At 40.6% G+C, this 23122-nt stretch carries 14 protein-coding genes and 1 pseudogene; 10 read left to right on the top strand and 5 right to left on the bottom strand.

Annotated elements, in window-relative coordinates:
* Window positions 1-5 precede the first annotated feature (5 nt).
* Window positions 6-3242, bottom strand: a complete 3237-nt coding sequence (locus Cop2CBH44_RS16310; RefSeq protein ID WP_021931092.1) for a SusC/RagA family TonB-linked outer membrane protein — start codon at window positions 3240-3242, stop codon at window positions 6-8.
* 292 nt (window positions 3243-3534) lie between these two features.
* Entirely contained in the window at window positions 3535-5262 is a 1728-nt protein-coding gene (locus Cop2CBH44_RS16305) for a GxGYxYP domain-containing protein (protein WP_200755248.1), read from the bottom strand.
* A 228-nt stretch (window positions 5263-5490) separates the two neighbouring features.
* Between Cop2CBH44_RS16305 and Cop2CBH44_RS16300 the strand changes: the two genes are divergently transcribed.
* Window positions 5491-8052 (top strand): Kelch repeat-containing protein, encoded by a 2562-nt coding sequence (locus Cop2CBH44_RS16300; protein WP_246469144.1) that lies wholly within the window; start codon window positions 5491-5493, stop codon window positions 8050-8052.
* Window positions 8053-8247: 195 nt separating this feature from the next.
* Here the strand turns inward: Cop2CBH44_RS16300 and Cop2CBH44_RS16295 are convergent, their stop codons facing one another.
* The gene (locus tag Cop2CBH44_RS16295; protein ID WP_055099956.1) at window positions 8248-9630 is read right to left on the bottom strand and encodes an FAD-dependent oxidoreductase; all 1383 of its coding nucleotides are present in this window, start codon (window positions 9628-9630) and stop codon (window positions 8248-8250) included.
* A 180-nt stretch (window positions 9631-9810) separates the two neighbouring features.
* Here Cop2CBH44_RS16295 and Cop2CBH44_RS16290 point away from each other — a divergent pair, with 180 nt between their 5' ends.
* From Cop2CBH44_RS16290 to Cop2CBH44_RS16575, 5 genes are all read left to right on the top strand, one after another.
* Entirely contained in the window at window positions 9811-11490 is a 1680-nt protein-coding gene (locus tag Cop2CBH44_RS16290; protein ID WP_055099952.1) for a GxGYxYP domain-containing protein, read from the top strand.
* A gap of 10 nt (window positions 11491-11500) precedes the next feature.
* A complete protein-coding gene (locus tag Cop2CBH44_RS16285; protein WP_021931086.1) occupies window positions 11501-13087 on the top strand; it encodes a choice-of-anchor Q domain-containing protein in 1587 nt (528 codons plus the stop codon).
* A gap of 615 nt (window positions 13088-13702) precedes the next feature.
* Window positions 13703-14278 carry a Crp/Fnr family transcriptional regulator gene (locus Cop2CBH44_RS16280; protein WP_200755246.1) on the top strand — a complete coding sequence of 192 codons (576 nt, stop codon included), beginning with the start codon at window positions 13703-13705 and terminating at the stop codon, window positions 14276-14278.
* Between the two features lie 59 nt (window positions 14279-14337).
* Entirely contained in the window at window positions 14338-14934 is a 597-nt protein-coding gene (locus Cop2CBH44_RS16275) for a sugar O-acetyltransferase (RefSeq protein WP_055099938.1), read from the top strand.
* Window positions 14935-14946: 12 nt separating this feature from the next.
* Window positions 14947-16080, top strand: coding sequence for an HAD-IA family hydrolase (locus Cop2CBH44_RS16575; RefSeq protein ID WP_074024210.1), 1134 nt, complete (start codon window positions 14947-14949; stop codon window positions 16078-16080).
* A 113-nt stretch (window positions 16081-16193) separates the two neighbouring features.
* On the opposite strand, the pseudogene Cop2CBH44_RS16260 reads toward Cop2CBH44_RS16575, so the two are convergent.
* Window positions 16194-16496 (bottom strand): annotated as a pseudogene (locus tag Cop2CBH44_RS16260) (Arm DNA-binding domain-containing protein); the annotation flags it as partial.
* 379 nt (window positions 16497-16875) lie between these two features.
* Between Cop2CBH44_RS16260 and Cop2CBH44_RS16255 the strand changes: the two are divergent.
* The gene (locus Cop2CBH44_RS16255) at window positions 16876-18111 is read left to right on the top strand and encodes a GTP-binding protein (RefSeq protein ID WP_200755245.1); all 1236 of its coding nucleotides are present in this window, start codon (window positions 16876-16878) and stop codon (window positions 18109-18111) included.
* Between the two features lie 284 nt (window positions 18112-18395).
* Here Cop2CBH44_RS16255 and Cop2CBH44_RS16250 read toward each other — a convergent pair whose 3' ends face one another.
* A complete protein-coding gene (locus Cop2CBH44_RS16250; RefSeq protein ID WP_200755244.1) occupies window positions 18396-19562 on the bottom strand; it encodes an iron-containing alcohol dehydrogenase in 1167 nt (388 codons plus the stop codon).
* Window positions 19563-20098: 536 nt separating this feature from the next.
* On the opposite strand from Cop2CBH44_RS16250, the gene Cop2CBH44_RS16245 reads away from it, so the two are divergent.
* The 3 genes from Cop2CBH44_RS16245 (at window position 20099) to Cop2CBH44_RS16235 (ending at window position 23034) form a co-directional block, all read left to right on the top strand.
* Window positions 20099-20458 carry a thioredoxin family protein gene (locus tag Cop2CBH44_RS16245; RefSeq protein ID WP_021930127.1) on the top strand — a complete coding sequence of 120 codons (360 nt, stop codon included), beginning with the start codon at window positions 20099-20101 and terminating at the stop codon, window positions 20456-20458.
* A 912-nt stretch (window positions 20459-21370) separates the two neighbouring features.
* Complete coding sequence (locus Cop2CBH44_RS16240; RefSeq protein ID WP_200755243.1) at window positions 21371-22567, top strand: site-specific integrase; 1197 nt, start codon at window positions 21371-21373, stop codon at window positions 22565-22567.
* On the top strand, window positions 22564-23034 hold the full coding sequence (locus Cop2CBH44_RS16235; protein WP_200755242.1) for a hypothetical protein: 471 nt from the start codon (window positions 22564-22566) through the stop codon (window positions 23032-23034). The genes Cop2CBH44_RS16240 and Cop2CBH44_RS16235 overlap by 4 nt, the downstream gene beginning before the upstream one ends.
* Window positions 23035-23122: the final 88 nt, after the last annotated feature.

Genomic DNA, 23122 nt, shown 5'->3' with positions numbered 1-23122 from the left:
CTTGATTAAAAACTAACATTTACACCGAACGAGAAAGCCCTCGCACGAGGATAAGAACCATAATCGAGACTCGGCATAATATCGCCGATACCGTTCTGGCGAGTATTCACTTCCGGGTCAAACCCGTAATACTTCGTCCATACAAACAGATTCCTTCCGGTAAGGAACAACCGTAGACCTCCCAAGTGAAGTTTTGCAAGAGTCTTTCTATTGAAATCATAGGCCAACGTGATATCACTCAGCCGCAGGAAAGACCCATCTTCAATAAACTCCGACAAACAGTAATTCTCTGCTACCCCACCCGGCAAGCGGTATTTGCCATTCGGATTGCCTTGATACACCAGATTCCCATTCAAATCATACAAAGTCGGAGTATATGAATCCAGAAGATGGCGGGTTTGGTTATAATTTTCCCGGCCCGCATCCAACGTCGCCAGATTGGCATTAAACACATCTACCCCATAACTGTACTGGAAAATAGCACTCAGGCTAAAACCTTTATACCCGGCCGATAAAGAAAAACCTCCCGAAAAATCAGGCTCTCCTTTTCCGATAATCGTTTTATCATCCGACGTTATTTTGCCGTCATTATTCACGTCGATAAACCGATGGTCTCCCGGTCGTAAATCCGCCTTCTTAATCGACAACGCTTCATAATTGTCGGGTAAGGCATCTATCTCGGCCTGAGAAGTATAGACCCCGTCTACTTTATAACCGTACCATTGCCCCAAGGGTTGCCCTTCTCGGATAACAACCACATTACCCGAGCCGGAAATCACTTTCGGGTCAAAAAACATTTCTCCACCCGGGATGCTCAATACCTTCGAACGATTGAAAGCAATATTGAAGTCAGCGTTGAAATAAAAATCACGTGTATTTACAATCTGGCCGCCGATAGTAACTTCTAACCCTTTGTTCTGGATATTACCGATATTGGCCCAGGCTTTCTTATATCCCGAATAATAAGGAGCATTACGCTCAAGCAACAAATCTTTTGTCCGCTTCAAGTAAGCATCCACCGTAACCGTCAGACGATTATCGAAAAATCCCATATCAAGTCCTACATCGTACTGGGCTGTGGTTTCCCATTTCAAATCTTTATTCTCCGGTCTGTCGAGAACTACACCATAAGTCGGTTTATCTCCCGACATCGGTGCAAAAGAGGTAGAAAGTGTAGACAAGGTTCGAAAAGCAGGAATTGCCGTATTTCCGCTCCTTCCGGCACTTAACCTCAACTTCAGATTACTGAAAATATCCAGTTCCTTGACAAATTCTTCTTCATTGATACGCCAGCCGAAAGCTGCCGAAGGGAAATATCCCCACTTATTGTTGTCACCGAAACGGGAAGAACCGTCGGCACGCATAGTCGCTGTCAACAGATAACGGTCTTTGAAGTTATACTCTGCACGACCCAAAAACGAAAGCATCTGATACGGATTTTTTGAAGAATAAGATTCCGGAACGAGAGGAGACGTTCCCTGTCCCATGGCATTGGCACCCAAATTTTCAACAGTAAAATTTTGATTCTCAGCCCACAAATAATTATCGACATATTTTTCTACCGTCATACCGGCCATTATCTTCAACTTATGTACCTTCTTTATCGTAGTATTATAATATACCAAGTCCTCATTCATCAATTTGGTAATAGCCGTACGGTCCTGTATAGCCCTGCCATTCTGTTTTACCCCCTGAGAAACAGTCTTCGGATAATACGTCTTATTGTCATTGTTATTATACACATACGTACCCGTCACCCGTACCATCCAGTGTTTGTTGATATTATAATCCAGCCCGAGCCGGGTAATCAAACTATGTCTGAACCGGTCTTTCGTTATATGCTTGGCCTGGTAATAAGGATTGCTGCTCACATCGGCCATCGCCTCATCCTCATTATTGTTTACGTCGTTTTCCTCCAAACCTTTAGTAGGTATTTGCCGTAGCATACTGGTCGTAACTCCGTCGGAAGAGCCGGTTGCCAAACCATCATAACTGGTACGTGTCACGGAAACATTCGCATTCAACTTAAACTTCGAGCTCAATTTTTGCTCCAAATTCACACGCCCGGCAAACTTCTCAAATCCGCTGTACACAACGATACCTTGCTGGTTCAGATAATTACCCATCACAGAAAACTTCGTATTCTTGCTTCCCCCGCTTACCGTCAGACGATACTCCTGTACCAAAGCATTTCTGAACATGGCATCTTGCCAATCGGTATTCGTAGAATCCGCATAAGACTCATAATTCTTGTACGGAATGTCATTCTTTGCCACCCAGTAATTGCCCTCTCCCGCAACAGGAGAATCCACAAACACATCGTTAAGCGGGTCGTTCAGTATATCGTCAGTCATCTCGTCCCGCTTATAATACTGCCAGCTCGACTGATATTTCATACGAGCATATTCCCGGCTATTCATCATATCATATTTACGAGTAGCCTGCTGAAAACCAAAAGAAGCATATAAGTCAACTTTGGTCTTTCCCTCATGCCCTCCTTTGGTGGTGATAATAATAACTCCATTAGCCCCACGAGAACCGTAGATTGCAGTACTGGAAGCATCTTTCAGAATCTCTATCGACTCCACATCTCCGGGACTCAAATCCAGTGCATCCTCACATATAATACCATCTATTACATAAATAGGCGTACTACTGGCATTTACCGAACTCGCCCCACGAATGCGAATCGTATATTCCGACCCCGGTGTTCCGTCATTCTGCGTAATCTGCAAACCGGCAGCTTTCCCTTTGATAGCATCTTCTATCGATGTAATGACACGGTCCGACACCACATCTTTCGAAATAGAAGAAACCGAACCGGTCAAGTCGGACTTTTTCACCTGGCCATAACCGATAACGACAACTTCATCCAGATCATTCCGGTCTTCAGTCATCGTCACATCAACCTGAGTCCTATTATTCACACGAACTTCAGAAGGCATCATTCCTACATAGGTAAACACCAAAACAGCATTAGCAGGATTGGCCTTTATCGAATACACACCGTCTACATTGGTTATAGTACCTGTTTTGGTACCCTTCACCAATATAGATACACCCGGGAGTCCTTCCCCGTCTTTATCGGTCACTTTACCCGTTATTTGCTTCACACTGCTTTGAGCAGTAGCACTCATGAGAGCGACGCAAAATAAAAACAGAAATAAAAAATATTTTCTGAACGGAATCCCCATCTTTTCCCTCCATACAGAGAAAAAACAAATTTCATGTTGTTCACTCATAACTTATTAGGATATTAGATTTTACATTACATAAACAAAAAATAAATAATATTATACTATTTATCTATACCATTAATACTTACAAAAACTACCTCCATGAATAATAATTTAACATTTTATTACAAAAAGATTCACTTATCAAAACTACATATTTATTCATTTATTAATAACGCAAACTGCGATGAATAATAGACCGTATCTTTCATGATTTTCATAATCAAATATAAATATCGATTCATAAAAGTCGGGTTAAAACAAGGGTTAAACGCATCATTATTTCATTAACCCGAGTCTATTTCGAGAATACCATTTCCCGCTCCGAGACCGGTTTTTCATCATTCTTCATTCTCAGCCTCCAGAGCAATTCTTCTACCGGTACCACCTTCACTTTCTTATTCAGTAACTGTTTGCACCAGTACACCGGAGTAACCCCTCGTACACCTTTTTTCCCATTAGCCGCAACATCAATAACTTTATCACCGTTTTTACCGAACCTCGACCAGGCATGCACAATAGTCCAACCGAGCACCGGCCCTTCCGTCTCACATACCTCCACATCCCGGTTTATCGCCTCAGCGACTCTCGAAGGATTGCCCGAACCCTCCGTATTCAGATTTGCCCATATCTGGGTCTTCGCCGACAATACGGGAATATCATTATTCTTTCGGTCTTTTACCCAGAAAACTCTGCCATGTCCCCCATTATAAGGAACATATTGTACAGCAATCATCCCTGCCACATCCTCCAGCTCTTCCGCAAAAATACGATAAGCACGAAGAGCATCGTCCGAGTCTACTTTATGGCATATAAAACCAAATGTTTTGACCCCCGTTTTCTTCATATGCACATTGACCATACGGGCAAACTCTCGTAATAACTCGTCTGCATTCTGTCGTTTCGAAGCAAACAGGTCCGGATAATAATATCCCCCGCCATATTCCACCACCGAAACATTTTTAGGCTGGCTCTCGGCCAAGACATTCAAGACATCCGGAGCCGCCATCGACAGATTGACTACACACGAAGTAAAAGACATCGGAATATCCCCGTTATACATATTATTCCAGTAATCCGGGCTGTTGACAAACCCGCCGAAAGTCCATTGCATATTATCCCCGTCGCTCATTACGAAAGAATGATACACCGCATTTTCATTGGCATCTATTTTCTTAGGATTCACAGACTTCAGTTTCACCACTTTCTCATTTCCCCGAATCGACAGCATAGGTAAATTCATGCACCAGTCCGATGCCGTATTTATCAATCCCCATCTGGAACAAGGCTCTATATGCTGAAATTCAGGTCCCGAGTTCCACCCTATTACAGGCGAAAGCGGACGTACCCATTCCAAAATAGAATGTAACAGTGGGCTTACTCCATAATATACCATTGCTTTATGAGCAATGGCATAATCCCGGTTATTTCCGGCAACCGGATTTGCCAAAACAATGAGTCGGTTATTCAGTTCCGACTTATATTGATTAAACCACCCCTCGTCCAGATTCACGTTGCACGCATCATACAACTTTACCAATCCCAGCCGGAGTGCATCCTCTTCTTGAGTCTTATCTATCAAAACACCCTTCAAAATACCGGCCTGTACTGTAGCTGCATTTATAGAATTATCCTTTCGAGTACAATCATACAATACATAGCCCCTTACATACCCGGTATCTTTGAACCGTTTTACGAGAGACCATACGTCGAAACTACCGGATTCTCTCACCTTCAGCCTCTTTCTCCAAGCCTTGTAATACAACCCGTAATCCTCGACCCGGGTCTCTATCCACACCCCTTCCTCTCCGATGCCCTCATTCACCGCTTGGGCAGCAAGGCCACACAAAGATTGGGCAAGATTCATCTCCCGTATATCATTATAACGGGATAAAGTGCATTTTAATATGTAATCCGGCTTTTTTTGTTCGGGCCACCAACTTTCGACGGTAGAGGCAACAGCCCGAAACGAGCATACCGACAACCATCCTACAAGAAAAATACTTCCAATAATTTTAATCTTCATATGATATAAATTTGTGAGACGAATTTACTCGGCAACCAAGAAAAACAGGGTTAATTTACGGATTACACGAAGATTTTTTCATTAACCCCTGCACTGAATTTCCTAAACACAAGATGACAAAAACCAGATAATTGTATTGTAAATTCAAAAAAGTTTACGAAATTTGTCTACAATGAGTTTTACAAACAATCTGAAAAACTATTTCAGTAAAACCTGATAGCTTATTTAATGACAAAAAATAGTATGCAAATCCACTATCGGTTTCTATTCATATTAAATATATTCCTTTCCATCTTTTCCATGACAGAAGGAGCCGGTCTCCAATTTTCCAAAGAAGTGCCACAAACCTGCCTGAATCTCTTCGATGGGGAAAAAGTGACCTTTTCCAACTCCGTTACCCTCTCTTTCGATATCTCCTTGCCCACAAATGAGGCATTCGGACAAATATGGGTATACGAAGACAGTTCTCAACCGTTCAGCTTTGCCTACATAGGACGAGATAAGAACAGTTCTTCTTTTGTTATCAACGGATTGTCCGACAAAAAAAATTTTATAGAAATTCCTATACTACCGGAAGAAATCGGTAACGGTAAATGGATACACGTAGAAACAAAACTCGATTTCCAAAAGAAAACAGCTGAAGTTTTGATAAATAACAAATCATATATATTAAATAATATACATATTCCAAATCCTTCTAAAGCAAATATCGTATTCGGACCTAACCGAAAATCGATACTGGAAGTCCCGAACATGATTCTCAAAAATATAGAAATCAAAAACAACGATAATCCGATGTTCTTTTTCCCTCTCTCCGAATCAAAAGGGAACAAAATACACGAAAAAAACAATAAAATATTCGGTTCTGTCGAAAACCCCATATGGGCCATCAACAAACAATATTATTGGGAAAAAATAGGTTCATTTGAATCCTCCCCGGCAGCCGGAATAACCTTTGACTCAACTCGCCAGCAAATTATTATCATAGGAGATAACCGGGTACAGAATTTCAACCCCGATACCCGTCAGTTATCCGATACAACACAAAATACCTGCGATACACAAACCGGGTATTCAGGAGAAGCCATATATAATCCGGTAAAGGACGAAACCTATTTTTATAACCTCGCCGACCTCGCCGGACAAACCCGGCCATTCTTCTCCATTATCCATAATGACGGTAACACCGAACTATATTATCCCGACTTTACCAATCCGCTGCACCATCACGCATATTTTTTCAATCCGCAAGACCAGTCACTCTATATCTTCGGCGGATATGGAAATTATAAATATTCCAACAAAATATTCAAATACGATTTTAAAGAAAACCAGTGGCGACAAGAAATATTTTCAGGTGATACACTCTTTCCCAGAATGCACACCGTTGCCGGGCAAGGGCCTGCCCCGGACGAATTTTTCATCTTCGGAGGCGTCGGGAATGAGACCGGGAAACAGGAACTGGGAAAAGACTTCTTTTACGACCTCTATCTGGTGAACACAACACGCAAAACCATTCGTAAATTATGGAGTACCGACTTCGGAAATCATTTTTTCATTCCCTCCCGAAGAATTGTCTTCGACTATAACAACGGCTGCATATACATACTGTGTATCGACCGCAATACAACAAACCTTTCCTTACACCGCTTCAATATAAAAAACAGAGAGCATGCCGTTGTATCCAACGAGATTCCCCTTCAGGCAAATTGCATACTCTCATCGGCATACCTGTTCGAAGACAAAAAGAACAATCAACTTTACGCCGTTGTAAGACAAAGTGAAGACAATAAGCCGGAATCATTGATAAGCATCTACAGTCTCAATACACCACCGGTCACCTTGGAAGAATTGCAGGCGGAAATATCCGAAAGCAATATTCAGCTCCACTGGATACTCCCGGCTACCGTAATTATTCTTATTCTGTTATCCGTCATATTTTTTCGATATAGAGCCAGAAACAAAGAAAAAATTTCTACCGGGAAAGAAGAACATTCCGAAAACGAACCCGAACCCGCCCCAGAAGTTTTTCCTACCGGAGTACCCGAACTCAAAAACGAAGCAAAAACAAACGCCGTATATCTCCTGGGAGACTTTAGGGCTTTCGATCGCAAAGGGATGGAAATAACCCACCGTTTCGGGCCCAAAATAAAACAAATGTTTGTCCTGTTCCTCCTATACTCAAAAGAACAAACAGAAGGTATCAGTACAGACAGGTTGTCCACTTTCCTTTGGCCTGATAAGACCGTTACATCAGCCAAAAATATACGAGGCGTGACAATCAACCATCTCAGAAATATCCTTACCGATTTCAAAAATGTAGAACTCATATACGAAGAAGGAAAATGGAGTATAAAATACCCAGAAGACTTCTACTGCGACTACTTCGAAGCTCGAAAAATAACCCGACAAATTTCATCGACTGAAGTCCCGGACTCCGACTCGGTACAGAAACTGGCGCAACTTTTGCAAAAAGGTTCGCTTTTACCCTCTTTCGTAAGCTACGACTGGTTCGATAAAATCAAAATCAACCATGACGAACACTTCGTCAAAATTATCGAAAAGATTCTGCCGGTACTGGCAGAACGGAACAACGCCCGTTTTACCATTATCCTGTCCGATATTCTATTCTCTTTTGACAGGTTCAATGAGACCGCTCTGGAATACAAAATTTCTTCTTTGAAAAAATTGGGCAAGGCAGAATACGCCAAAGCCGTATACGAACGCTTTCAGGAAGAATACAAACAACTGTACGGAGAAACTTACAAAAAGAATACGGAGCAACTTTAAAAATAAGGACAAAATACGGGCAACCAATTCCCCAATAAATTATCCTTTATAACTATTCTGTATTTTAATCTATATAAGATTTAAAACATGTCCAACTTTCACCCGAGGCAGGTTTGAGAGTTTCTTTCGAGGATATTTTTCTGTTTTTATGAGGAAGATAGCAAGCTATCTGACGAGGAAAAACGGGAAATAACATTATAAGCTATTCACCCGAATTCCTTTAAGCTCGCAACCGATATCACGAAAGTTCAAATTACGAACCGAAGTGTTCAATGCTGCAGCTTTCGCCGCCGCAAGGCCTGCAGCCTCTCCGATAGCTGCACAAATAGGTTGTACCCGATACGAACTCGCAGCCAGATGCGTGCCGCTGATGATACGCCCCGCCAGCAACAATCCCTCTACTCCGACCGGAATAAGGCACCTGAAAGGTATACCGTAGGGCTTCACAGCCTTTTGCTCTTTGGTCAGAGACATACTCCAGTCATCCATATAATAACTGCAATCGGCAATCTTATCCTCAGGCTGTAAACCCGATTTCAAGTCGGTAGCCGTAAGAATATATTCCCCCTTTATCCGTCTGCACTCACGAACCCCGATTTTAGGAGCCATTACAGCCGAAAAACCAGCCTTTCGCAACGTATTCAAATCCTTTTGTATCTTCTCCAAGCAATACCACTGAGCTTCTGCCAACGCTTGAGGATCTCGGGTATCGACAAAGTGCTTCCCCCAACCCCAATGCAAATACATACCGGCATCCCGGCCTTCCCATCCCGGATGCTCCTTCAAGAACCCATACTTATCCTCGGATATACTGACACGCTCCAAATCATTATATGGCAAAACAGCACCGGCCTTCACCCGATTCGTTATCATCATCCATGTGCAAGGCTGTACCCTGTCGCTCGCAGCCTCAACGCCAAAAGGTTCATTATAATCCGATTGAGCATCGGTACCATACATCACCTCACAACCCGCCATTTCAGCCACCAAGCCGGTACCCGTAGCATCTATCGTCATTTTTCCCGATATTTCCTGCATACCCCCGTTTCTGAATACCTGTACTCCCAAAACACGTCCTGAAGTTACTATCACATCCACTACCGGAGCTCCGCATATCAGCGTAAGCGACTTCTCTTTCACAATCATCTCATACAGAATCTGGGAAAACGCTGAGGGATGCCACCAGTGACTGCGACCGTCCCCACCATCACCGAAATCGGGAAGCGCAACACCATCATTCGAATAACGGCTGTTCAGCCCTTGTATCATTTCTAGATAAATACCCACTCGCGGGCCACCGCACAAATACGTCACAAACTGGTCTACCGGTGCACCTCCCGGCAACAAGTCCTCCTCCACCAATGCCACTTTCGCCCCTTGACGAGCAGCGGCAATAGCCGCCGGAATACCCGACGCACCGGCACCTACTACAACAACATCATATTGCACCGAATCATATACTGAAGAACGGGCAGAAACTCCCTTTTTAACCGTCGTAGCCGTTGCCAGAGAAGGTATCATACACCCGGCCAATCCGACCGTCGTCATTTTAAGAAAATCGCGGCGTGTATTTTTCATAGAGCAAGAACATTTTAATTGCAATTATATGCAAATATAGAATATTTATTTCATATCCATTGACAAAATAAAGTCATATTTAATGTTAAATACAATGTTCAATTCTAAATTAATACTATATTTGGAACAAAATAAATAGGAATATCAAAATAGTTAATTAATTATAATATTAACATTTACATGAGAGAAACAAAATGGTATATATTTCTCTTGAGCATGATACCTATACTCCTGTATGCCGAAAACAATTCCTCAGACAGGCCATACCTCTTACAGTCCAGTCCTTGCGCCCCGAATATCTGTTCGATAAACTACGACAAAATGAATCGGGAAGAACGGTTGCTGGCTGTCTCCCTGCAAGGACTGATAAATCGTAAACAGCCCCGTATCTATCTGAGAGAAAGACTGTCAAACTATCTATTGAATTTATACAAAGAAAAAGGAATTATAAAAAAAGAAACAGAATATTCCGCTCTGTTGCCACTATTGAAACAGTACAAGGAAGAAATCACCGGAGCCATCATCTACGACCCGGAAAAAACATGGACCATAAACCTGGTATCGAACATCGCATCGGTCGAAGACAGAATCATCATTTCTCCCCATCAACTTCCGCAAGTCGAGCAAGCAGGAATATCGGATATCAAAGACGTAAAAGACTTCGGCTTCAAAAACGAATGCGAAGCATTCGACTGGTATATGGCAAATATTTTTCCAAAACAATACCACTCTATCCTATCGGTATGCGGTTACGAAAAAATGCACGACATATACCGGGACTATCTTATATGTTTCAGAATACCGACCTTTTGGCTACCCGGAAAAAAAGACCCGGACTATAACCCCGAAATGGAAAACCGCATCATCCGCCTATGGCAAAAAACTCCGGTAAATATACCGGTCATTGGCTTTTGGCCGGCAACAAAAAGCGGATATGAAGAATACGAAGGAGTACAATTAGCCGGAAAATACGGAAAATTTACAATCGTAAATACATGGGCTGGAAATTACAGCTTCCATTCAGGTACAGGAAATTCCGAAATAAAAATGCTACAACGCAGACGTAACGAAAAAAAACAATTCGACCCGACTCGCAAATATGTAGCACTCACCATGATAGAAAGCGGTGACGCTATCGGATATATCCAATACGGATTAGGGGCACGGCAATGGGATGAGCCGGAACGGGGACAAGTACCCATAAGCATCGGAGTCACTCCTGCCATACAATATCTTATGCCCTGCTACCTCGAACACCTCTTTCGGTCGGCCACAGCAAACGAATATTTCTTTTGCTCCATATCCGGAGCCGGTTACTGTTATCCATTGGAACAATACGCCTCGGAAACCCAAGACAGAAGCAAAACCCTATCCGAGTACTTCGAAAAAACGGCAACCCTGATGCAAAAACTGGACTTAAGCATATTGGGATTGTACTCTCACCCCAACCGGATGTGGGACGAAAGAGACCTGCATACGGTTCAAAATTACATATTGCCCCAAAAACAGATAAAATCCATCTTATCAGATATGGGACGCTGCGACGGATATACAGGAAAAAATGCAAATGACATGCTGAATGCAAATACCAGCGTACATCACATACTGACACGTTGGTCAACTGAAGCTTGGCCTTATGACGACTGTCGATACGACAAACCGGCAGCCGACTGGTTGATACGCAAAATCCGGGAACAAGGAAAAGAGGGAAACTTCCTTCCCGTTATGTTTTACAGCTGGCACTACGGGCCAAGACGATTGAAGATAGTCAAAGATACCCTCGAAAAAGAAGGATACACCTTTGTTACCTTAGACGAATTTGACAGACTTTTCAGAGAAGCAACAAATCGATATAATTAAGAAAAAAACTATGAAAAAAATCGTTTTATTTTTTATTTTGATATACACCTTTATTCCTATACAGTCACAAATCATATACTATGTACGGGAAAACGGAGTAGACGATCTGGCCCGTTGCGGAGTCACCGAAGACGATGCATTCCGAACCGTCCATTTCGCCATAAAACAATGTTCGGCTCTAAGTATGATTATCGATGTCGCCGGAACTTTGGCACACAGGAATGATACCATTCCCCCCGACAAAACCGTCACTATACAATGCAGCCAACCCGAAAAAGCCATACTCGACGTACCGCTCAACGAGACCGGCAGACATTTTTATCTGACAGGAAATTGCGAATTGAGATTGAATAACATCATTCTCCAAAACGGGAATATGGACAATACCGAATATGGCGGAGCTATCTTTGCACAATACGCAATCGATGATTCAGGAATAGGTATCCCAGTCTTAAAATGCGAAAATGTAGATTTCATAGCCAACTCCTGTGGTACAGCCGGAGCCTGCTACTTGAATGGGGCAACAGCCGATTTTGAAAAATGCACATTCAGCGACAACAAAGCAGAATACAATGCCACAGGAAGAGGAAACTCCGGAGCTATATTGGCCATGTCAAAGGAACAACCGTTGACAATGGACATAAAACAATGTCTGTTTCTCAACAACTCGGCCGTAAATACCGGAGGAGCCATACGCATCTATGCCTCATCCCAAACGGACGTCATCATAGAAAACAACACTTTCTACCAAAACCAGACCTACCAACAAGGTAATATTTGTCTGGAAGGAACTGAAGCACCGTTATCACCCAAAGACGAAAGAAACATTACATTCACCAACAATACCATTAGCCAAAATACGGCACAAAAGGGTAATCAGACCGGCGGCATATACCTCAAAACCCTAAACGACGTCGTCATTCTGCGCAACAACCTGATATTCGACAATACATATGCATCTGTACAATGCAATACGATAAGTGCCAAGCTGAAAATAGCCAAAAACAACATTACGGACAATACCGTTGCCGGGACTTCAGACAAAGGTCTTATCATGAATATAACCGGTAATTACGACAGCCGTACCGGGAACTTGCTTGTAAACGAAGAAGAAAAAGTCATACAACCTGCATCGGTAGCCGGCAAATACATTCTGGCAGATAATGATTTGCAAAACAACGGTGGTGCTACGCTCACCCTTGCAATAAATGAAGGCAGTTGTGCCATCGATGCAGGCACAACGGAACAAGCCCCTCAATCAGACCAGAGAGGATATCCCCGCAGAGGAAAACCGGATGTCGGAGCCTACGAAAATGATGGAGAGTTTCTGCCCATATTGAAAAATGAAATATCACCCACAGCCGACATATACCCCAATCCCTTCCAAAACAGCATCCGCTTCAACCCCGGCATACAGGCAAAAGCAGTATATATTTATAATCTCTTGGGACAATTCATCCTGCAAAAAAGCGTATGGGACAACCAAGCCGACCTCTCGCAACTACCTCCAGGACAATATATAATTCTTATACAATCAGACATCACCCCCGGGAAAAAGAACATACTTATAAAAAGCCCCGCAGATATTTTGCAATAATACAAATATCCTGCCTTCTAAAGGATGATGTCCAATCGTCCAATCCCTTCTTGAGAGAAAAAAACACAACCATAAAGCGTCATTTTCAAATAAAAAACAACATTCCCCTCTTGCCTCTTTCGAGAGGCAAGAGGGGTGTGATATTCGCACATAGCTGCCTAAATCAAAAAAACTTTCACCAAAGTCCAACAGGCAACAACAACCCAAGCAGCACCCCTTACCGCAACATACACCTTTCTCCTATCCCAAAGAAGGTCTGGAAATATGTAATAACAAAACGCACACTACAACAAAAAAAGTTTTCATTAAAAAATTCAGACTGACTTCAAACAAGCTCTTGAAAATATTCTGTAATTCTGCAAAAGAATATACCTATCTGAAATCAAGAGAGTAAAAAAATTACCTCATTTTCGAGTAATGAGAGTGGGTAACCGTTCCAATTGCCGTGGTCTGCATCGCTTTACTTGTTCGGGTAACTCTTACAGATGTAAGAATACAAAACTAAATTGAGAATATCCCCTTTGCACATGATTTTATTAAATTGAATAAACATCAGGCGGATATTTTGTCTTTATTGCTGTTCCCATTTTGTACCTTTGCAAAAAGGATAAGTTTATGGAAAACATTATCAGAAAGATAAGAATGTATTATCCGGTTTCAGATGAAGCGCTGGAGGCATTGGTATGCCTTTTCGAGAGATTTGTATTTCCATCCAAAACAATCATTATCCATGCCGGGAAACTAGACAGGAAGGTTTATTTCATCGAAAAAGGCATCACTCGTTCTTATGTCTTACACAATGGGAAACAAATAACGACATGGTTCTCTAAAGAAGGTGACACCGCCTGTGGCTCATGGGACTTATACCGCCACAAAGCTGGCTTTGAATATGTAGAAACGTTGGAAGAAACCATAACCTATTCTATTTCAATAGGGCAACTAAATGAATTGTATCGATCTTACATCGACCTCGCAAACTGGATGCGGGTGTTGCAGCAAGAAAACTTCCTCCGTTTACAAGACATACATATCCGCCGATTAAACTGGTCTGCCCAAAAACGCTATGAACATCTGACTAAAGAATGTCCCGAACTTTTCCAAAGGGTAAACTTGGGATATATAGCTTCTTTTCTAGGCATCACACAACAGTCATTGAGCCGGATAAGGGCTAATGGCCATTTTTTAACATAGGGTAAATTCAGAATCAAATCTTGCCGCTATCTTTGCAAACGGATTAAATTGCATATAGGATGAAAACAGAATACGAGAAATGTTTGGCGGGCGAACCTTTTATTGGAAGCAAAGACCCGAAGATAGTGGAGACAATTTTGCGTACAAGGCGGCTGTTGGCACAGTTCAATGCCATAGATTATGCCGACACAGAGCACAAGCAAGCCTTGTTGCGCGAGATGTTCGGCAGCATGGGAAAGGGAGTGCATGTGGACATTGACTTCCATTGCGAATACGGGAAGCATATTTTTATCGGGGACAAAGTGATTATCAACATGAACTGCACTTTCGTGGACAACAACCGCATTGATATCGGCAGCAATGTGTTGATTGCTTCCAATGTGCAGATATATACAGCCACTCATTCTACCAAAGTAAATGAACGCATGGTGCAAGACTGGTCGGAAGGCGAGGAAATATGCCGCACATACGCCTTGCCCGTCAAGATAGAAGACGGCGTATGGATTGGCGGAGGTGCTATCTTATTGCCAGGGGTCACTATCGGCAGGAACAGCGTCATCGGGGCAGGCAGCGTGGTGACTCGCAGTATTCCTGAAAATTGTGTGGCAGTGGGCAATCCTTGCCGTGTAATTAAGCAGATTGACAACGAAACCTGACAGATGACAGCGATGAGAAAATATAAGCATATCATATTTGATATTGACGGTACGTTAATTGATACGGAAGAAGCCATACTTCAAAGCCTGAAAGACACTGTATGGGAAATACTGCATAAAGATATTGAAACGTGTGAACTAAAATTTGCACTTGGGATACCGGGAAGCGTAACCTTGCGCAAATTAGGCATAACGGACACTGAACGTGCCAATGTCAGATGGAATGAACATCTGCTGAAATATAAATCCCGTATCCGACTTTTTGACAACATCCCGCAATTATTGGACAACTTGAAAATGAATGGCTATGGATTGGGCATAGTTACGTCCAAGACCCGAAATGAATACATGGCTGATTTCGCTGTCCCTTTTGAATTATCTGATTATTTTGGCACTGTAATATGCGTAGAAAATGCCGCTCGCCCAAAACCTTTCCCAGACCCTTTGCTGACATATCTTAATGCATCCGACATGAATGCCGAGGATGTTATTTATATAGGAGATACCATTTACGACAGCCTGTGTGCACAAAACGCAAGGGTGGATTTCGGATTTGCCGCATGGGGAAATGCGGAAACTCAAGAAATACCGGCAGATTATATCTTCAAAAGACCTGTGGATGTACTGCTTTCGCTGTTAGAAAATAACAGTAGGATTTCCAAGAACGACATATATGATTTACTCAATTCATACAATATCTGTTATGAAGTGACAGAACACAAAGCTGTTTACAATATGGCTGAACTCTCTAATATATCGTTTCCTTATCCTGAATCCATTGCTAAAAATCTATTTGTATGCGATGACAAGAAATGCAATTATTATCTAATAACGATAAAAGGTGACAAGCGAGTGGATTTAAAGGCATTTAGACACACATACGGCACACGTCCATTAAGTTTGGCAAAAAAGAAAGATTTGAAAAAAGTTTTAGGACTTACACCTGGATCTGTCACACCTTTGGGCATACTGAATGACAAGGAACACAAGACGCATTTTTTCCTTGATAAGGATTTCTTGATTCCACCATCCATCATCGGTGTACATCCAAATGAGAATACTGCCACTATATGGTTAAAAGCTGAAGACTTGCTGCGTATAATAACAGAACACATGAATCCAGTAAAGATAGTTCCTTTTAATTGATGAGATAACCAACAGAAGGATAGCAAGCGATTTTGGTCTGCTGAAAACACAAACTTGCTATCCTCCTGTTGACATTGTTTATAATCCCAAACCCTTACCCTTTTTAAGCGGTGCCCTTGATAAGCGTTACACATCATTTCCACCGTGACATACGCCTCACGGTCGGATATGCGTTGGTAGTGCTTGATGATTTGTACCTCGATATCGTCAGGCGTAAGGTTCGTTTCCCTTGCTTCTCGGCTCTTGCCCTTGACACAGTTGCTCTTTGCGTCCCAAAGCTCCTTTGCGATGCTCCGCTTGCAATTGAACTGCGCCACCGTACCATTGATTGTAACCCGTCCCATAATGGGGACAATTCCGCTCTTCTCCTTGCTGCCGTTCGCATAAAACAGCACGCGAAATACGCTCTTTGTCATACTCATCCTTTTTTGAGTGCAAAATTATAAATCAGCGAGTTAAACCTCGACAAGCGAATCAATGCAGAACGGCGTAAATAAAACGGAGACTGTTAAATCTATACTTTCAACGGGTAACGATTAAGAATTTGTTCTTTTGCCGTAATCCGCTTTGAAACGCTTTTCAGCCCTCTGCCCAACTTTCATGATTTTCTCCTAACTGCTTAAATCTCAAATTCCATTGCGTTAATCTGCTGGTTTTGTTCGATTATTCCAGCGATATTATTTATTTTTGCATTCTACAGATTTATCCTCATTCCAAATCTCTATGTACTCTTTACATACATAGAGACTCGAAATGACACTGTGAAATAATTACAGAACAAAATCACATACAATTATGAAAACAAAAGAAGTACCTGTATTGCTCCTGACCGGTTATCTGGGCAGTGGGAAAACAACTCTGGTCAACCATATCCTTTCCAACGAACGCGGTATCAAATTCGCCGTTATAGTCAACGATATAGGAGAAGTCAATATCGATGCCGACCTCATACAGAAAGGCGGCATCGTTGGCAAAAAAGACGACAGCCTTGTGGCTCTCCAAAACGGCTGTATCTGCTGTACCCTGAAGATGGACTTGATAGAACAAATCAATGACATCCTGAAAATGAACCGTTTCGACTATATCGTTATTGAAGCCAGCGGTATTTGCGAACCGGCACCCATAGCACAAACCATCTGTTCCATCCCCCGTATGGGAAAAGAATACACCCAATTCGGTACCTGCCGTTTAGACTGTATCGTTACTGTGGTAGATGCTCTTCGGTTGCAAAGCGAATTCGCCTGTGGCAAAGAACTGACCCGTAAGAATATTGACGAAGAAGACATCGAGAATCTCATCATACAGCAAATCGAATTTTGTAACATTATCCTGTTGAACAAAGCCTCCGAAGTGCAACCTGAAGAATTGGAACGCATCAAACAAATTATCCATACACTACAACCCGGAGCCGAAATTATCGAATGCGATTATGCCAATGTTGACCTCGATAAAATTATACATACGGAAATGTTCAATTTTGAACGCGTAGCAACTTCAGCAGGATGGATTCGAGAAATAGAGCGTCAAGCTACCGAAGAGGAAGAAAAGGAAGCCAAAGCTCATGAGCACCACCATCATGAACATAAACACGAACATGAACAAGAAGAGCACGAGCACGAGCACCATCATCATCACCATCATCACCCCGAAGGTGGTGAAGTAGAAGAATATGGTATCGGGACTTTTGTCTATTACCGCCGCCCGGCATTCGATATACACAAGTTCGACCGTTTCATTGCCACAAAATGGCCACGCAACATCATCCGGGCTAAAGGAGTTTGTTACTTCAGCCACAACCGGGATATGTCATTTCTTTTCGAGCAAGCCGGAATACAAAAAAAATTGACCGAAGCAGGACTTTGGTATGCCACAGCTTCTGAAGAAGATCTTATCCAACTTCTGAGCCAAGAACCGGGATTGTTTCGCGACTGGGACGAAAAATACGGCGACCGTATGCAAAAAATCGTTTTTATCGGTCAGCATCTGGACAAAGAACAATTGACGCGAGACCTCGACGAATGCCTTGAATAAGAAATTTTAAAACAAACCGCAAAGCGAGAGCAAAGGTTCAAACTTGTTTGAAGAAGTATGCCGAGCCGCCGCGTTCGTTGAAATGAAATTAAAACAATACATAAATAATGAAGTTGCTTCAAAATGGAAGCTGAAAGTTTAGAATCTTATCGGCTGAAGCACTAAAGAGAACATCCCCCTGTTTTACCCTAATTCATTAAAATACAAGGTAAAAACAGAGGGATTTTTATACAGTAACTTATATATCTACGTAAGAGCCCGCTTTTTCTATTTTTAATCACTTATTACAAACACATCTTGAAAATCTCCTCGATATCACTTTGCGCAATAGGCTTAAAGCCCTGTAATACATCTCCACCACAAGCTTTTCTTGCCATTACAGGAAAATCTTCGACCCGGATACCCACCTCGGTAAATGTCCGCTTCAACCCCAATACATCGAACAAGAATTCCGACAACTTTTCAATACTTTGCTTGGCTATAGCCATAGGCTCCTGATTAGCATCGATACCGAAGACATTCACTCCAAACTGCACATATTTCGAAACCGTTGTCTCATCCAAACAATACTCCAACCAACGCGGAGTAAGAATGGCAAGTCCCAGACCATGTGTAATATCATAGATAGCCGACAACTCATGCTCCATAGGATGGCAACTCCACGCCTGCTGTTTACCACCATTGACAAACCCGTTAATTGCCCATGAAGAAGTCCACATCAGATTGGCACGAGCCTCATAATTCGTCGGGTCCTTCATAGCTATCGGTGTGTATCGGATAATAGTTCTCATCATTCCCTCCATAAAACAATCCAGCATAAAAAGGTCCTGGCTCATATTGAAATAAACCTCCATAATATGCGACATCATATCAGCAGCCCCGCAAGCCGTCTGATAGGGACTTACCGTATACGTGTTTGACGGATCGAGAAAAGAAACTTTGGGAAGCAATGGACTGGCCATACGTCCTATCTTGTCCTTAGTCTCCGGATTACTGATAACACCGCCTGCATCCATTTCAGATCCCGTTGCCGACAAGGTCAAAACCGTAACAATCGGTAACGCCTTCTCTACCGGAGCCCAGCGACTGAAAAACTCCCACGGATCAAAGTCCACGCAGGCACCGGCAGCCATCCATTTCGTAGCATCTATCGTCGAACCCCCACCGACTGCCAATAAAACATCTATCTTCTCGTCCTTACAAATCTGGGCACCCTGTCTTACACTATCAATACGGGGATTCGGTTCTATACCGGACAACTCAAACACCTCCAAGCCTGCCTTCTTCACTTCATCCATAACCGCATCATAAAGCCCAATCTTTTTTATAGAACCACCACCATAAGTCAGCAACACTCGTTTCCCGTATCTGCTCAACTCTGCACCCAAATGGCACAATTGATTCTCTCCAAAATAAACCTTGACCGGAATATCATATACAAAACTATTCATATTACACATTATTTTTATAGTTAGTAAATCTCAATATATCACTTCTGCAATTATATCGTTATTGATACATGCAAATATCAACAATTTTTCTCAAATAAATAGTAGATAAATTACAGCTTATATTACCCAAATTACAGTTTATACCATGCCCTACAACCTGGCTCCTAAACGGGATAAAAATAAACAAATAAAGAATCAAGTATTTATTAAGAATCTACCCGAATTTTGCTCGGGTCAGGAGTGAGAGTTTTTCTTTCGAGGATATTTTTCTGTTTCTAAAAGGAGGATAATAACTATCTGATGAGTGAAAACCGGAAAAAGGCAAAAAGAAAACGCAAAAATAACTGGATGATATTTTCTTATTGGAAAATGTAGACTCTAAAAATGTTTAAAATAAATAACAAAAAAAGAAAAGCAAACACAAAACTGTTATATTTATATAGAACATTCAAAAACCGGATTGGAATCTTGTCCAAAACAAAGAACTATAAATGCTTCTATAGAAATTAATTAAACAAATTTTTAAAATTACAAATATGAACATTACCGATTTAAATACATCTGAATTTGTAACAAAAGTAGGAAATTATAAAACATATCCCGATAATTGGAAATACATAGGGCATAAACCCTGTATAGTGACATTTCATGCTCCCTGGTGCGGCTACTGCAAAGCTCTATATCCTATCTTGGAAGAAGTATCCGAAGAATACAGCGACAAAGTAGATTTCTATCGAATAAACGTAGACGAAGAAGAGGCACTGGAAACAGCTTTCGACATAGAAAAGATTCCCACATTACTACTCTGTCCGGTAAAAGGAAAAGAAACAATGACTTTAGGTGTTATGGGAAAAAAAGAATTGAAAAAATTGATAGAAGATACATTACTCAAATAATTTCTATTAAATATATAAATAAATATAGATAAATTAAATATTATACTGATAGTTTACAATAATATACCATATTTATATTTATTTTTTTAGATATATATACCTGATATAATTAAAAATAATTTGTTTATATTTGTCCGAAAATAGTAAAATAAAACAATATTTTTTATAAATAATAGACGGTTTTTGGATATAGAATTTTTCTATTCTTCGGATTATCCTTATCGTCTCAACAGGTATATATTACATATGAAATGCACAAAAAAGAAAAAGAAAAATAACAATAAATACAAAAATTCGCAATATGACAAGTTGAATAGAAGAATGGGCATAATCGTGTTTATTTTGATACTTATTCTTTTTTTCCTGTTAGCATATTTTTCTTTCTCGGAAACAAAATAAACTGGAGCAACATATCTGTTCCCCTATGAACCTTCCCAATAATTCAGAAACTGGTATAACAAAGGCCGAGGTATCCCAATCATGGAAATCTGCCTCAGCCACAACACCCTACTTGTCACCAAGTACAGATAAATAACGTTGTAACGAGGCAACTCCCACTATAACAAATTTAGTAAAATACAAAATAACATACTATATTACACAAATTAAAGGAATATACTATTTTATACACAATTATCACCCTTCAGAGTAGAGCCGTATCTAAAAAAATAAAAAACACCCATAATAACATACTATGAGTGCTATACAGTAGCGGATTCGGCTACAAAATACAGAAAATAAAAGAAAACAAAATACAAATAAAGAACAATAAATCAACTACATACATGCAAACTGTTTTCTTTTTATTTCTTTTATTTGTTACACTTTTTCTAAAAATGTTACACCTATGTTACACCCATAATAAACTATTATCTTATATTTGCAATAAAAGGAAATATAAGAAAAGAAGACATGGCGAAAAACAGTATTAAAGTAACAGACAATCCCAAACTATTAAAGAAAGTTTTATCAGACGGCAATTACTCTTTATACCTTGATTTTTATCTCGGTCGTATAAATGTGACTGACCCCATAACTGGAGAGATAAAAAGCAAAGTACAACGCAAAAGAGAATTTCTAAAATTAACGTTATATTCAAAACCAAAGACCATGTTTGAGAAACAATCAAATAAAGATACTCTTGAGCTTGCAATGAGAATAAGAGCTGAAAGAGAAAAAGCACTAAAAGAGAATAGATACGGCTATAAGATAAAAAAAGTAAAAAATGTGAACTTTATTAACTATTTCAGTGTTTATTATGAAAAATACGATAAAAAAGATAAACGATTAGTAAAGGGAGCCTTTTGCCGGTTTAAAGACTTTCTAAAAGAGTATTATCCCAAAAATCAAGATATGATATTACCGGAACAAATAAATAAGGAATTTGTAGAACGGTTTGTTAGTTACTTACAAAGTCGAAGTAAAGGAGAAGGAGCAAGTAATTATTACACTAAATTTAAAATGTGCATGAAAAACGCCTATGAAAACGGAATAATAAGAAAAAACCCCTGTACCGGTGTAGTCTGCAGAATAGACAAAGGCATTTTAAGAAAAGATGTTTTAAGCCTTGCTGAGCAAGAACTACTTATAAAGACCACATACAAAGGGCAAAATCAAGAAATACGAAAAGCATTTATATTCTGCCTTTATACCGGGATGCGTTTCTGTGATGTAAAAGAGTTGAAATACTCAAATATTGACTATGGGCATAGGCTGTTATCCTTTGAGCAGCTAAAGACAAAAGGTCATAGTGCTAACAGCGGGGTTGTAATACCTCTAAATGACAGCTTATTGTCTTTAGTAGGAACTCCACCAGAAGACAGAAACGGTGTTATACAGCCCAATAATTATATATTCCATTTGCCCAGCCATACTATGTGTTTAAAGGCTCTTAGACATTGGACGGAAAAAGCAGGGATAACAAAACATATAACCTGGCACTGTGCCCGACATTCGTTTGCAGTCAATATACTTGGCAATGGTGCCAATATTAAGACCGTAGCAAGTCTTTTAGGGCATTCAGGTTTAAAACATACTGAAAAATATACAAGAGCAGTAGATGAGTTAAAAGAAGCAGCTATAAACAGTTTACCAGATTTTAAGTTATGAGAAAAGGATTGCCAAGAGCTAAAGTAGAAAAAATTATATCGGACTTAACCACAGAGAACGGATATATCTGCAAAAGTGAATTAATAAAGCGCATAAGCCGGCTAAAAATAGAAGATATACCCTCCGAAAGAATAAATAACTTATCAGAAATAAGAACGAACTTAATTAATTTTATCAACAACCCGAATAAGTTCCCAGAAGTAAAACTCGATCCCCCCGAATATTCCTATAAACAAGTAGAAAAAAAAGACCTCTGCCATATATTAGGCATCAGCCATCCGACATATTACCGCTGGGTTAGAGAATTTGAATTTATGAAAAAGGCATATAGGGGAGCAGATTTTTACGACTTAGGTATATTATTAGATGAATTGAATAAAATAGTCATAGACAAAAAGATAAAGACATATAAAGAAGTCAAAAAAACAAAAGATGCATTAGATATGATAACTTTACAAATAAAATAAATACCCTTTGTTGCGGTGTTGCGGTTGCGACAACATTTTACTTTCTGATTATTAGCAAGATAATTACAAAATAGCCGCAACATTAAAT

The organism is Coprobacter secundus subsp. similis (assembly GCF_015097275.1).
Lineage (GTDB): Bacteria > Bacteroidota > Bacteroidia > Bacteroidales > Coprobacteraceae > Coprobacter > Coprobacter secundus.
The sequence above is the reverse complement of the archived record's forward strand: the minus strand, read 5'-3'. Positions and strand labels throughout refer to the sequence as shown.